Below are 13126 nucleotides of genomic sequence, written 5' to 3'. Positions count from 1 at the left end.
ATTTTATAACGAACATCGACCGCAACGAAAACTAAATAAGCTGCCTCCGGTAGAATACCGGAAGCAGCTTATAGCCTAGGGTCTTTTTTCAGTGTCTATAAAACAGGGGCTTGACCACACCGGCTGTGCGGGTCTTTCTCTTATTACTTCGCTTGACGCTTCAGCATTGCCAATCCGTTCATCGGCAGCTCAAGCTCTGCAGGAGCTGCAGCGCCTGTCTCCAGATTAGTATAACCGCGGCCGTCCAGCTTCACAGTCTGTGCTTCGCCGCTGAAGTTCTGTACGAAAACAAATTCGTTTTCGCCGTCTGTACGCAGCTGTGCAGTTACACCTACAGGCAGCTCAGATTCCAGCGTGCGGGCAATCCCCGCCTTGGCAGTAATGGCAGCATACAGCTCCACGTAGAACGCCAGGTCTTTAACACGGGTTGCCAGATGGTAGGCTTCACCTGCACCAAGCTTGTTGACAGTCAGTGCCGGGCGTCCGGCATAGAAGTCGCTGCGGTAGTGGCCGAGCGCTTCAGCGCCTTCCAGGTGAATCAGCTCGGCAATTTCATGCGCGTCATAGTCGCCGGACAAGCCCAGGGCGTTGCCGTTTTCCATTACCAGCCCGTTCAGATCGCGGCTGTGCAGTCCTTCTGTCTCTTCTGCCCAAATGCCCAGCGTCTTGCGCAGCGGTCCAGGGAAGCCTCCCAGATGGCACAGGTCTGTCTCGCCTACAACTCCTGACCAGTAAGTTGCCAGGAAGGTACCGCCCTGCTCTACATACTGCTCAATGTTCTTTCCGTTCTCTTCACTGATCAGGTACAGCATCGGTGCGATAACCAGCTTATAGCGGGATAGGTCGTCGCCGGAACCGACAATATCAACCGGAATGCCCTGCTCCCACAGCGCACGGTAGTGCTGCAGTACAGTCTCTTCAAACTTCAGACCGGAATTGCGGATACCTTGGGCATCTTTAATCGCCCAGCGGTTGTCCCAGTCATACAGAATCGCTGTCTGTGCAGGAGTAGAGGTGCCCACCACATCCGTCAGACCGGCCAGAATCTGGCCCACTTCTGCTACATCCTTGAATACACGGGTCTCGCCATGTCCGCTGTGATCCAGCACGGCACCGTGGAATTTCTCACTGGAGCCGCGGCTCTTGCGCCACTGGAAGTACTGCACAGAATCCGAACCGTGCGCTACCGCCTGCAGGGAAGACAGCTTGTGCATGCCCGGGCGCTTCAGCTTGCTGACCGACTGCCAGTTGGTAAGCGAAGGTGTGCTCTCCATCAGCAGGAACGGCTTATGCTTGAAGGTGCGGAACATGTCATGGTGCATTGCTGTCCAAGCTGCCAGACGGGCATCATCGTTATCTTCAGTGTAGCCCCAGTCCGGGTATGCATCCCAGGAAACCACATCGAGGATCTTGGCCATTTCGCGGTAGTCGATACCGTCGATCATATGCATATTAGTCGTAATCGGCAGCTCAGGATTGTAGCCACGCACCGCGGACATTTCATGGCTGCAGAAATTAATGGTTTGCTCACTGACAAACGGCGCCAGTCCAGATTCAGGCCGTGAACCTGAGTCTCACCGTGCGGAGCCGGGGATTCGATCTGCTCCCATGCCGTATACGTGTGACTCCAGAAGGTTGCCCACCAGGCATGGTTAACCTCTTCCAGACTGCCGTTATATTTCACTTTCAGCCAATCTCTAAAAGCATTCTGGCAGTAATCACAGTGGCATTCGCCGCCGAACTCATTGGAGATATGCCAGCCGATAACTGCCGGATGGTGAGCGTAACGCTCGGCCAGCTTGGAGTTGATCAGCGCTGTTTTTTCCCGGTAGACCGGAGAAGTGAAGCAGTGGTTGTGGCGGACGCCGTGCAGATTACGTACACGGTTGCGCTCTACACGCAGAACTTCCGGATATTTAGCGGACATCCAAGCCGGACGTGCACCGCTCGGAGTCGCCAGGAAAGCGTAAATCCCGTTCTCGGCAAAGGTATCCAGTACATGGTCCAGCCATTCAAACGTAAAGACGCCCTCTTCCGGCTCCAGGGACACCCAGGAAAAAATACCGACAGACATCACGTTACAGCCTGCCAGCTTCATCAGGCGGATATCCTCTTTAAAAACTTCAGGGTATTTCAGCCATTGCTCGGGATTATAATCGGCTCCATGCAGCATGACCGGAGCCTTGCTGCTGATTGCAGGGGATTTTAGACTCATAGCAGTAGATTCATCCTCTCATCATCTTTCCCGTGTCAGGATGGGACTTTTCTCTGATTGCATCCACTCAGTATCCTTGTCCAAATCACGGATAATCATTTATACTGTTTATAATATAGGATAAACGCTGTCAGACAGTAGGAATAAACTCGCGATTGCATAGTACAAAATGAATATGAGGTGTATACTTTGCTTCCCTTTTCTTTGGTCGAGCTGCCCCGCCAGCCTGATGAATTTCCGCTTTACCCCTACTCTGTAGGCCATCATATCCAATACCATCATGTCCGCCCCTCCGGCTTTCCCGTGCATCAGGTATTCCTGATCCGCAGCGGCAGCGGGCTGTTCCGCGATCTTACGGACGGAACGGAAACGGTGCTAAGTCCGGGTATGGTTTTTGCCTTTCCTCCTGACCGGGGGCATGAATATTATCCGCTGTCCCATGAGCCTTGGCATCTGGCCTTTATCGGCTTTGACGGCAGCCAGTCTGCCGCAGTACTGGAAGGGCTGCGCCTGCTGCCTTCTGTGCCTGTAATGGCTGAGCGGTTTGAGGAATGCTGGGACGCCATTGCCGGAATCTGGCATACCGTTGACCGTCACAATGCCGCCCGGCTGGATGAACAGACGATGCAGGAGCTGTCCGTCACTCTGTACCGGCTGCTGCTGATGCTGCGCAGAGGAGATTCGGCCCAGGGTCCGGCTGAACGTCTGGAGACCGAAACCGTCCGCAATGAGGCGCTGCAAAAAGCGGTCAGCCTGATCAATGAGCACTTTACCGAACCGCTGCTGATTGCCAACCTGGCTTCAGCGGTCGGCTATTCGGTGCAGCATTTCCAGCGCCTGTTCCTGCAGGAGTATGGTGTAACACCTCATAAATACCTGCAGAACCTGCGGCTGAAGCGCGCACTGCAGATGATTACCGAAAGCCCCGAGCGGCCGGTGCAGGATCTGGCGCTGAATGTCGGGATGGAGACCAATTATTTTATCCGGGTATTCCGCAAAACTTACGGCTGTACGCCGGGTGTCATGCGCAGCCGTCTTGCGGGTGAGCGGGATCAGCCTGTAACTTGAACATACCGAATAACCGTATTGCTGCTATATTTAGAAATAAGGTAATGTAGATACAGAAAGGACTAGAATGCTGTTCTTAGTCTTAATGGCAGGAAGAGAGGTTTTCATTTGATGTTTCAGCGCTCCACTTTGATGGACAAGCTAAAGAGAAGGCAGGAAGATTCCTTCACAGGCCGCGAGTCCTATTTCGATGAACTATATCATGCTCTTGAGGTACAACAGCAGGAGGACTACAAAGTGCTGTGCTTTTACGGAGTGGGGGGTGCGGGCAAGTCCTCATTGCGAAGAGAAATGGTTAATCGCCTTACCCGGCGGGAAGATATAGCTGTAGGTATCGTGGATTTTGAGACCAAGGCTCATCAACAGCCGGAAAATGCACTAATCCACCTCAGGAAATCAATCATTTCCAGCAAAAAAATCAACTTTTCCTTTTTCGATATTGTATACGCCTTATATATGAGCAAGGCTTATGCCCATTTGCCGCTCAAGGAGTCGATTACCCCGCTGCTTGATGAAGGAGACCTGCTAGTCGAACTCATCAATACAATCGAAGATGTGCCTGGACTCGGACTGGTTCCTAAAGTGTATAACTTGTTCCGTAAGTCCTCGAGCTTTATTCATAAATATTTGACCAAAACAAAAATGGATTATTTATCCCAGTTATCGGCGTTGGATGCTTCAGAATTGTTAACTTATTTACCTGATGTATTGCTTGAAGATCTCGTAGCCCATCAGACCAAGAACAGCTGCCGGCTGGTTATATTCCTTGATACATATGAGGCTCTATGGGAAGATAAGCGGATGAAGGGATACCAGTCTGTTGTAGACAGCTGGATCCGCGCCATGATCCAAGGCCACCCCGGCCTCCTGTGGGTCATTACCGGAAGAGAACGTCTGCGATGGGCGGAGACCGATCCCAATTGGGAGTTCGTCTGCTCTCAGCGCCCGCTGGACTCCTTAACCGAAGCAGAGAGCAAAACCATACTGATCCGCTCCGGGGTAACGGATGAAGAAATCCAGAATGCGATTATTAAACAATCTTACGGGCACGCGTATACCCTCCGTTTGGCTGTGAATCTGCACCAGGAAATTATTCGTACCCGGACGCCGAATGTCCAGGATTTTGTAGACTGGAGAACGCCGGAGAGCCTCATTGAGCGTCTGCTTAAATATTTGACGCCTTATGAGATAAAGACGCTGGAGCTGCTCGCCATAACCCGTTCATGGGACGAAGCCTTATTTGAAGCGATCGTACAGGCCTTTCAAACCGGCTATCCCCTTTTCCAAAGAGACGAGCTGCTGCGCTTCTCCTTCATCTATCATAATGAGCTGACTAACCGGTGGGAAATGCATGCCCTGATGCGGGAAAGCCTGCGTCATCACCAAAGTGTCCATACGATCCGGGAAGGGCACCTGTTTTTGTTCGGATATTATGCGAGTCAGCTGAGCCGGCACACCTTCACCGGAACGTTGCGGGATGCCTACAACTGGCTGGAGGAAGCTTTTTTCCACGGACTTCAACAGGTTGAGCACGGATGGCGTACGCATGACTCGTTATCGGAATGGTTCCGCCTTGAGGATGCCAAATTCTTCAACTCGGGAAAATGGGAGTTAACGATCCCGCTGTTCAAGCAGTTTATCAGCTACCTGGAATCATTGGAAACTACGGAAGCACAGTCCCTAAGAGGAATCCTCGTCTACGATTTGGCCTATATTTATTTCAAAGAAGGCAACTATACGGATGCGGAAATCATGTTCGACACCTCTTTAGACATACATCTTACCCTTTATGGTGAAGAAAACCGGTTCACGGCCAAATCTTATTATGGCTTAGGCACACTCTATCATAATATGGGGCGGATGGCAGAGGCAGAGCCGCTATACTGTAAAGCTCTTGCGCTCAGAGAACAGGTACTTGGCGGGGATCATATCGGTGTCGCTATGTCTGCGAATAATCTCGCCACCCTGTATCAGGACATGAAGCTTCACCATTTGGCGCTGCCGCTCTACGAGAGAGCGATCCGGATTTCCCTGCTTCCTGAAAATTATAACCCGCGCAAACTGGCTGATTACAAAATCAACCTGGTCTATTTTTATCATGACGTGGAACAATACGAGACGGCGCTTACGATCTGTAAAGAGGCACTCTCGCTTAGGGAGAACAGTCTTTCACCGCTGCACCGGGATATGGCCCAGGTCTTTCTCTACTATGGCAATATATTAATGAGGCGCAGCGAACTCCGCTTGGCAGAAGAATACTACAATAAAGCAGTACATATTTTAGAAGAACTGAACCATGAATTTTCGGATGAAATGGCAAAGCTGCATCATAACCTTGGAGTCTATTGCTATTTAGCCGGACGGACAGACCATTCAACAAGAGAAATGGACCTGGCGATCGAAATCAAACGGGCTATATATGGTGAAGATCATTATAGAAGCCGTTATTCGATCCTGACGAAGAATCAGATCATAGGTCTGGATCCCATGCCCTCACGCTTACATCTGGATTTCTAGGAGTGATCGAATGAGCACAGAAGATTGGATTGCGGAAGTGAATCTCCACTTTAGCGAGCCGCTTCAGCCCCTGCAGGATGTGGACAGCATCATTATCCATCACACGGAGGAGGAAGGCTGGGACATTTATCGTACCCATGCCTATCACAGGGACACGATGAACTGGAGCGGAATCGGATATAACTTTTTCATAGAGGCACCGGGCATAGCAGACGGACAGATTGTAAAGGGACGCGGCTATCATGCAGGTGCTCATACCCTTGGACGCAATGAGACCTCCATCGGTATTTGCATGTCCGGTAATATGGATTTGCATGAGCCCTCCAAATGCCAGATGGATTCATTGTTGAAGCTATGCCTGTATTTAATGGAACGATACAAGCTGTCTCCAAGGGACGTAATCGGACACCGGGAAGTTGCTGGCGTTACAAAAAGCTGTCCGGGGTCTCATGTAGATATGAGCCGGATCCGTATGCAGTTGTCCGGAATATAACTATGCCGTCCAAAAAAAGGGACGTAGCCTCCAATAGAATGAAAAGCATATCAAGCAAAAATAAAAATAATAGCCAGTTGCCTGCAGATTTCAGGCGACTGGCTATTTTAGTTCAAAGAAAAGGGTCTACCTCATTCCAAGGGTATATGCCAATCTCATCCGTTATTTTACGTAGTCCATAATGCGGGTTATAATAACCGCCGCCTCTGCCCGGGTGGCAGTCTGATTAGGCCGGAAGGTCCCGTCCTTAAATCCGCCGATAATCCCCGCTTCCACTGCAGCTCCGATATAACCTCGCTGATTCTTAATATCAGCGTTATCCCGGAAGGCAAGTGCCGATTCATTAGGCTGCAGGCCCAGAGCCCTGGCCGCCATAGCAGCGATTTCAGAACGGGTGATATTCATCTCCGGCAAGAAGCGTGCGCCATATTCATTCGGCTGAATGATCCCGTTCGCGACGGCCGCCTCAATCGCTCCGTTCGACCACCGCTTGGCTGTTACATCGGAGAATGATGTTCTACCCTTCACTATCGCTAGGCCTTTTGCCTGCACCAGCATCTTCACGAACTGTTCCCTCGTAATAGCCGAATTCGGCTTAACGGAACGATCGCTGTAGCCGCCAAGAATCGACTGATCGTACAGCCGCTCCATAGCGGACTGCGCCCAATGCCCCTCCATATCATAGCCTAGCGGTGGGCTAAATCCCGGGATACGGACGGGGACAAGCCGTTTGCTCGTTGTACCGTCGCCAAGCACTCCCCGTTTATCGTTATATCCCCATGCCCACACGGTTCCGTCCCGTTTCAGAACGTAGGAGTTAGTCAGTCCGCCGGCAACATCGACGGCATCTTTAATGGCTGTCACACGGTGAAACTTACGGTAATCCTCGGCTTCATCGGTATACCCTAGTCCCAGCTCACCCTGACGGTTGGAACCTGACGTCCAGACTGTGCCGTCCTTCTTCAGCAGGAGCGTGTGGAAGTGTCCGGAGCTGATCTTGACCACATCGGTAGCTTTCTTTAGAATCGGCTGGCTTTCTCCCCACATCCACAGCGTGCCGTCCTGTTTAAGGGCGTATCTCGGATCTCCCCCGCCCCATATTTTCGCTACCTTTGTAAACTCCGGAATAGGGTCCACCGAAGCGAAACGGATCCCCAGGATTTCGAACATGGGGCTTATCACATACTGCATCCGGTGAGGCCCGGTAAATTCCATCCCGCTATCCTTACCCTGGTAGTACCAGACCGTGCCGTCATTCTTCAGCATTAACATCTTGTATCCGCCGGCAATGCTTGTCACATGGTTAATGCCCGGAATCTGGATCGGGTATTCCAGGGGCTTAGTGGATTCCATAATCGAGTTGGATACGAAGACTTCATCCCCCCAGATCCAGACTGTTCCATCCTCTTTCAAAACATAGGAGGTATTATCAAAAGCCAGTATATCTTTAACATGTTCAATTTGTGCTTTAACAGGAGTGGTATAAAAGCTTTCGTAGCCGTAGATGTCATTCCCCAGCTGTCCGGCATCGTTCATTCCCCAGGCCCACACATTGCCGTCCGAATCAAGCGCCAGACGATGCCGTGTTCCCGCCGCTACCTTCACAATATTGGAGGGTAATCCGGATACCTGTTTCGCTCCCTCCGTGTTTCCCCATTCCCAGACCGAGCCGTCATTCTTCAATGCCAGGTGGTTAAAACCGAAAGTGCTGATTGAAATAACCTTAGGATACCTGGTGGCAGATGGAGCCTTATTTACGCTGGACTGCTTTGCAGGCAGGGTGCCGGTAGGAGTCGCAGGCGCTGTACTGGTTGGATTGGACTTCGTGGTAATCCCGGAGCCCGCCAGTGGCTTGGGGTCAACCAGATCGACATAAGTCTGCTCCTGCGAGGGGATATCCTTACCATCGGGTGTCAGTACATGCAGGGTGAAGACCAGTCTGCCTTGATTAAGCTTCTTTTCTATGAACTGCTCATCAAAAAAGCTTCGGGGCAGCGTCAGATTAATATAGATCGAAGAATCACCGGTTACCCTCACAGCGTTAACATTGGGATCGTTCCGGTAGTAGACCGCAGGCTCACTACCTGCCTCCTCAATGAACTCGATTCGCGCATCAAGTACGGCATCGAAATAATCATAGGAAGTTCCTGCAGGAAAGGTGTAGCCCAAACGGTACATGACCACATCCGAATTAAATGAAGCATCAAACAATGTTAATTCGGGCTGCTTGGAAGCGGTAACTTCGTCGCTTGCTTTTTCTGCAAAGGCACTGGGCAGCGCAGGAGACAATCCGGTGATGAGTGCAATGAGCATGAGAACAATTAAGAAGTGTTTGAATAAGCGTGATTTGATCACCATCTTGTCGTTCCTTTCTAATCATATTGGTATATTATGTAATAATATCTCACATCATTATAGCAGGAACCTTTTCGCAGAACAATCTGGAAAATTGCTTATGGATGCAGGTTTTTGATACGGTTGCCCATGTCTGAACGGCAAATTTAAACTGAATGGGATGACACCGATTATAGGAGGATGCGTACTAAAGGAATAGAAGTAGTGCCAAGGAGGTAGAGCATGCAATCGATTGAAAAAAAGAAAATCACAACTGTTAATGGAATCTTTGAATATTCGCTTTCTATTAAGGGTACGCCAGCAATCATCCTGATTAATGGGGGAAGCGGTCCTATAGAGGGCTGGTATAAAGTGTTCCATGAGCTTGCCAAGGAAAATACCGTCCTGGCCTATAACCGTTTGGGGATCGGGGGCAGCAGCAAACCGGTAAGTCCCCAGCATGGGATAGCTATCGTCAATTCGTTAAAACAGCTGCTTGATGATATCGGGCTGTCTCCCCCCTATCTTCTGGTCGGTCATTCCCTTGGAGGCTTGTATGCCAACCTGTTTACCCGCATGTTCCCGGATCAGGTATCCGGCATCGTCCTGCTGGAAGCCAGTCACCCCCGGGATCTGGAAATTAACGATACCCTGCCTCTCCCGATTCGGGCACTTAACCGTTTTTTCACCCTATTTGACCGTCTCACTCGCTCCCGTCAATGGAGTGAGACTAATTATGTAGCACAAACCGCGACACAAATCGAAGAGGCCGGCCCCTTCCCTGATAAACCGTTCACGGTGGTTTCGGGCATAAAAAAACCTCCGTTCATGTCCGCTCAAGCTTATGAAATCCGAATGAACAATCAGCTGGACCTCGTGAAGCTTAGCAAACAGGGAAAGCACATCCGAGCTGCCTCCAGCGGACACTTCCCGCAACTGACAGAGCCGGATCTCGTTATCCAAGCGATTCGGGACTGTATTCATGCGTGATGAGCGAGGGCATTTAACAGGCCCTCCTCTTCAGCTCATTTACAACGGACATTACGGGAGGGCTAATCTCAGCAGGGATATCGCCAATATGAAAAAAACGGTATTCTCTGCTTTCGTTATCTATTATTTCGCTTCGCACCACTTGTATAATATATAAAAATAGCACCATACTCTTCAATTACGAAGAACATGGTGCTGTTCATATTTTGCAATTAGACAGTTACCCCTATCAGATTGCACAGCAGACAGAAGCCTGCATCTCCAGAGCCTGACCAATCAGCCGGGCGACATCCAGATGTGCCGGGTGTATAAGGTATTCCTCCATGTCTGCTAAAGAAGCAAACCTGGTGATCAGGATCAAGTCATATGCTGAAGGGCCGGGGCGGACATTAGCATCAGCCTGAATATCGAGAAGCACCTCTATTTTTCCTCTCATACCCAGCAGAACGGTCCGAATGTGCTCAATATGCTCCGGGCTCCGGTCCTTCAGCTTTAACAGCACATGATTAACTAACATTGTCAGCTTCACCTCGTGTATTATCTGGTCAGCGTTTATACTTGTTCCAAACCTTTAGACAGCCGTATCGCGAGCTGCTTAATCCTATGCTTACGTATCTGAAAATAAAATTCCAAATAGAGCGGGTCCGGGAGGCCTGTTTTGTCGAAATCCCCGTCAACCTTAAAAACGATTATGGTTTCTTCCTCATGCTGTTTATCCTGTATGGGTTCCAGCGTTATGTTAGCAGCAAAGTGATGCTCGGCACTCCATTTTGAAATAGCAGCTTTGCCTGCCCACTCTTTCCCTTCATCGAAAACCATTGCATCTTCTAAAAAGCAGTCGGCATATGCCTTTGGATCGGGTTTATTAGCAGCAGCTATAAAATCATGTATCACTTGCGGAAGCAGACTAGTCTCCATAAAATCAACTCCTTTATACACTAATTACACGGTACGGATGGTTCCTCCGTCTATGACATACTCACAGCCTGTAATGTAAGAGGCTCTGTCTGAGGCTAGGAAGGCCGCAAGCTCGGCAACCTCTTCAGGCTTGGCCGGTCTTCCGAGAGGAATGCCCCCAAGCTCGTCCATTAGCTGCTGGCGGGCAGCTGTATAGTCTGTCCCGGCTTGTTCAGCCATTCTCGCAATTAAGCGTTCCGCCGCTTCCGTTTCGGTAAATCCCGGTGCCAATGCGTTGATTCTTATGCCCTTTGGGCCGAACTGGGTCGCCAGGTTTTTGCTGTAGTTAACAAGGGCTGCTTTGGCAGCCGAATAAGGCATCGTCATATTGCCGGGAAGTCTGCTTTGAATAGAGGAGACATGGATAATCACCCCGCTTTGCTGTTCGGCCATGTAGGGTAAAAACCCGCGATCGAGCCGGACGGAAGAGAACAGGTTCTCATTGAATGTCATTTGCCAATCTTCATCTGTTTGTGTCAAAGCTCCTGCTGTACTTGTCGAGGAACCGCCTACATTGTTAATTAAAATATCCAGGCCGCCGACTTTTCGGATTGTCTCCTGAACAATATGAGCCACGCCTTCCGGAAGGCTCACATCAGCCTGAATGAACCCTACTCCCTCCGGTAAGGTGTCAGGTATAGATCTTGCCGTAGCTACAACCTCAGCTCCTGCTGCATGCAGGCGTTTTACGATCGCCAGGCCGATTCCCCGGGTGCCGCCGGTCACAAGCGCTCTTTTACCTGCAAATTCATTGCTCATATTGAGTATGTCCGAACTGTTATTCATCGTTCTGTTGAAGCCTCCTTGGTATGTTTTGAATACAAGACCAGTGTAATCAACAGAACCTGACAGCTGCGTGTCCAGTTATACTGAATATTTTTTGGCCATTTTGGCGGTGCGAGCCTTCATCTCCAGCCTGACAGACGCCGGCTCCATAACCTCCAGTAAATCACCGTAGGATAGAAGATATTGAACAAGCCATTCTCCGGAGGGCATATCTGAATTGACCAGGAAAGACCCGTCTTCCTGTTTCGCAATATCCTCTTCCTTAAACTCGTCCACGATGCGGTAGGCAGCCGCCGGTTCTATTTTGAGTACCAGTTGAATTCTTGCCGTTTCATTGACCTTAATATCTATACGGGAAGTTTCGGCAGATGCCATCCCCCCCTGCTGAAGCTCATAGAGCCCGGTGTCCTCTAAGTCTAAAAGCTGTACATTCGACATCCTGGTAATCTTAAAGGTTCTTGGAGCATCTTTTTCAAAACAGAAGGTTTCAACGTACCAGGCTCGATCCTTGAACAGCAGCTTCATGGGTGCCGCTCTCCGGCTTTTGTGTTCACCGGCCGCACTCAAGTAGGTAAACGAAATCATTTTATGCTCCAAAATGGCCTGTTTCAGCATGGGAAACAGCTCTTTTTGCTTATGCCCGCTGCCCCATTGAGAGAAATCGGCTTCAATCCAGCTGGTGCTGTTTTTCCTAAACAAGCTGCTGAGCTTCAACAAGACATCGTCGGAATCAGGCAAACGGGCTGCCGACAAGCTCTGCAGGGCAAATAGAATTTCATCCTGCTCCTTATCCGTAAGCAAAGATTTGTTCAGGACAAACCTGTCCGTAAGGGAAATGCCTCCGCCTTTTCCTTGGCTTGTATAGACTGGAATTCCTGCCTGGCTCAAGGCTTCAACGTCGCGATAGACCGTTCTGACCGACACCTCGAACCGCTCAGCTAGCTCCGGTGCGGTAACCGTGCCCTTCTCCAGTAAAATATAAGTCATTTGTAGCAGTCTGCTAACTTGCATTCGCTCACCTCTTGGTTGTTAGTATAAATAAAAAAACTTGACAGGATTATGTCAAGTTATATTATTTTTCACATGCACCAGGATTTTACAATGATAAGCTATCAATATATGCCTAACAACACTCCAGGAGGTAATATAATGAGCAAGTATGACGAAGCCATGAAGCTGCTGGATAAACAAGCAGGTAACAAGGACGGCCTGATCACTCTGTCTACTATCGCACTGGAACCGGGGCCCAATGGCAAAAGCCGTCCCGCCTCCCGCATTGTAGATGCCTATTATGAGGACGGCGCGTTTTACACCGTCACTTACGCAACCTCAAACAAGATGCAGCAGATCGCCCAAAACCCTGAGGTTTCCGTTTGTATCATTGTCGAAAACTTTACGGCCGATGGTATCGGTGAAAATCTGGGCTGGGTATGTGACGAGAAAAACACGGAAATGATGGCAAAGCTGCGCACCGTGTTCGCCGAGTGGTATAACGAAGCCAATAACGACGAGGATCCTAACACCTGTCTGCTGCGCGTCCGCCTTACGAAGGGCCTGTGGAATGACGCCCATAAAGGGATTCGGAATGAGATTGATTTTGTAAATAAGACGGCGAATTAAGTGGTGCATGTGGCTCGACTTACGGATTAATATGAAGTTGACATCTTACGGCGGGGTTCTTCCTAACCTCTGTATCTCCAATCAAAAAGGCACCCGCACACGGATGCCTTTCTTCTACTTTTGCAAGTGTTCTTATAGAGCATCAA

10 protein-coding genes and 1 pseudogene are annotated in these 13126 nt (G+C 49.9%); 5 read left to right on the top strand and 6 right to left on the bottom strand.

What is annotated here, in order from left to right; all coding sequences use genetic code 11:
- Positions 1-143: 143 nt before the first annotated feature.
- Positions 144-2215 (bottom strand): annotated as a pseudogene (locus AWJ19_RS05910) (beta-galactosidase).
- 189 nt (positions 2216-2404) lie between these two features.
- On the opposite strand from AWJ19_RS05910, the gene AWJ19_RS05905 reads away from it, so the two are divergent.
- From AWJ19_RS05905 to AWJ19_RS05895, 3 genes are all read left to right on the top strand, one after another.
- Positions 2405-3283: an AraC family transcriptional regulator gene (locus AWJ19_RS05905; protein ID WP_068722130.1), complete on the top strand. Its 879-nt coding sequence runs from the start codon at positions 2405-2407 to the stop codon at positions 3281-3283.
- Between the two features lie 111 nt (positions 3284-3394).
- Positions 3395-5800: a tetratricopeptide repeat protein gene (locus AWJ19_RS05900; RefSeq protein WP_068722129.1), complete on the top strand. Its 2406-nt coding sequence runs from the start codon at positions 3395-3397 to the stop codon at positions 5798-5800.
- 10 nt (positions 5801-5810) lie between these two features.
- The gene (locus AWJ19_RS05895) at positions 5811-6293 is read left to right on the top strand and encodes a peptidoglycan recognition family protein (RefSeq protein ID WP_068722128.1); all 483 of its coding nucleotides are present in this window, start codon (positions 5811-5813) and stop codon (positions 6291-6293) included.
- Between the two features lie 162 nt (positions 6294-6455).
- Here the strand turns inward: AWJ19_RS05895 and AWJ19_RS05890 are convergent, their stop codons facing one another.
- A complete protein-coding gene (locus AWJ19_RS05890) occupies positions 6456-8651 on the bottom strand; it encodes an S-layer homology domain-containing protein (RefSeq protein ID WP_068722127.1) in 2196 nt (731 codons plus the stop codon).
- A gap of 219 nt (positions 8652-8870) precedes the next feature.
- On the opposite strand from AWJ19_RS05890, the gene AWJ19_RS05885 reads away from it, so the two are divergent.
- A complete protein-coding gene (locus AWJ19_RS05885; protein ID WP_068722126.1) occupies positions 8871-9617 on the top strand; it encodes an alpha/beta hydrolase in 747 nt (248 codons plus the stop codon).
- A 229-nt stretch (positions 9618-9846) separates the two neighbouring features.
- Here the strand turns inward: AWJ19_RS05885 and AWJ19_RS05880 are convergent, their stop codons facing one another.
- The 4 genes from AWJ19_RS05880 to AWJ19_RS05865 form a co-directional block, all read right to left on the bottom strand.
- On the bottom strand, positions 9847-10134 hold the full coding sequence (locus AWJ19_RS05880; RefSeq protein ID WP_068722125.1) for a Dabb family protein: 288 nt from the start codon (positions 10132-10134) through the stop codon (positions 9847-9849).
- A gap of 35 nt (positions 10135-10169) precedes the next feature.
- Positions 10170-10535 carry a nuclear transport factor 2 family protein gene (locus tag AWJ19_RS05875; protein ID WP_068722124.1) on the bottom strand — a complete coding sequence of 122 codons (366 nt, stop codon included), beginning with the start codon at positions 10533-10535 and terminating at the stop codon, positions 10170-10172.
- Between the two features lie 24 nt (positions 10536-10559).
- On the bottom strand, positions 10560-11360 hold the full coding sequence (locus AWJ19_RS05870) for an SDR family oxidoreductase (RefSeq protein ID WP_068722123.1): 801 nt from the start codon (positions 11358-11360) through the stop codon (positions 10560-10562).
- Positions 11361-11438: 78 nt separating this feature from the next.
- Complete coding sequence (locus AWJ19_RS05865; RefSeq protein WP_068722122.1) at positions 11439-12371, bottom strand: YafY family protein; 933 nt, start codon at positions 12369-12371, stop codon at positions 11439-11441.
- A gap of 138 nt (positions 12372-12509) precedes the next feature.
- Here AWJ19_RS05865 and AWJ19_RS05860 point away from each other — a divergent pair, with 138 nt between their 5' ends.
- On the top strand, positions 12510-12980 hold the full coding sequence (locus tag AWJ19_RS05860; protein WP_068722121.1) for a pyridoxamine 5'-phosphate oxidase family protein: 471 nt from the start codon (positions 12510-12512) through the stop codon (positions 12978-12980).
- Positions 12981-13126 lie beyond the last annotated feature (146 nt).

Source organism: Paenibacillus sp. DMB5 (assembly GCF_001517085.1).
Classification (GTDB): Bacteria; Bacillota; Bacilli; order Paenibacillales; family Paenibacillaceae; genus Paenibacillus_AQ.
Note: the sequence above shows the minus strand (reverse complement) of the source record. Positions and strands in the feature narration are given on the sequence as shown.

Excerpts from the sequence above, each read along its gene's own strand:
- AWJ19_RS05900 (WP_068722129.1), top strand. The coding sequence starts at position 3,395 with ATGTTTCAGCGCTCCACTTTGATGGACAAGCTAAAGAGAAGGCAGGAA.
- AWJ19_RS05895 (WP_068722128.1), top strand. The coding sequence starts at position 5,811 with ATGAGCACAGAAGATTGGATTGCGGAAGTGAATCTCCACTTTAGCGAG.
- AWJ19_RS05890 (WP_068722127.1), bottom strand. The coding sequence starts at position 8,651 with ATGGTGATCAAATCACGCTTATTCAAACACTTCTTAATTGTTCTCATG.
- AWJ19_RS05885 (WP_068722126.1), top strand. The coding sequence starts at position 8,871 with ATGCAATCGATTGAAAAAAAGAAAATCACAACTGTTAATGGAATCTTT.
- AWJ19_RS05880 (WP_068722125.1), bottom strand. The coding sequence starts at position 10,134 with ATGTTAGTTAATCATGTGCTGTTAAAGCTGAAGGACCGGAGCCCGGAG.
- AWJ19_RS05875 (WP_068722124.1), bottom strand. The coding sequence starts at position 10,535 with ATGGAGACTAGTCTGCTTCCGCAAGTGATACATGATTTTATAGCTGCT.
- AWJ19_RS05870 (WP_068722123.1), bottom strand. The coding sequence starts at position 11,360 with ATGAATAACAGTTCGGACATACTCAATATGAGCAATGAATTTGCAGGT.
- AWJ19_RS05865 (WP_068722122.1), bottom strand. The coding sequence starts at position 12,371 with ATGCAAGTTAGCAGACTGCTACAAATGACTTATATTTTACTGGAGAAG.
- AWJ19_RS05860 (WP_068722121.1), top strand. The coding sequence starts at position 12,510 with ATGAGCAAGTATGACGAAGCCATGAAGCTGCTGGATAAACAAGCAGGT.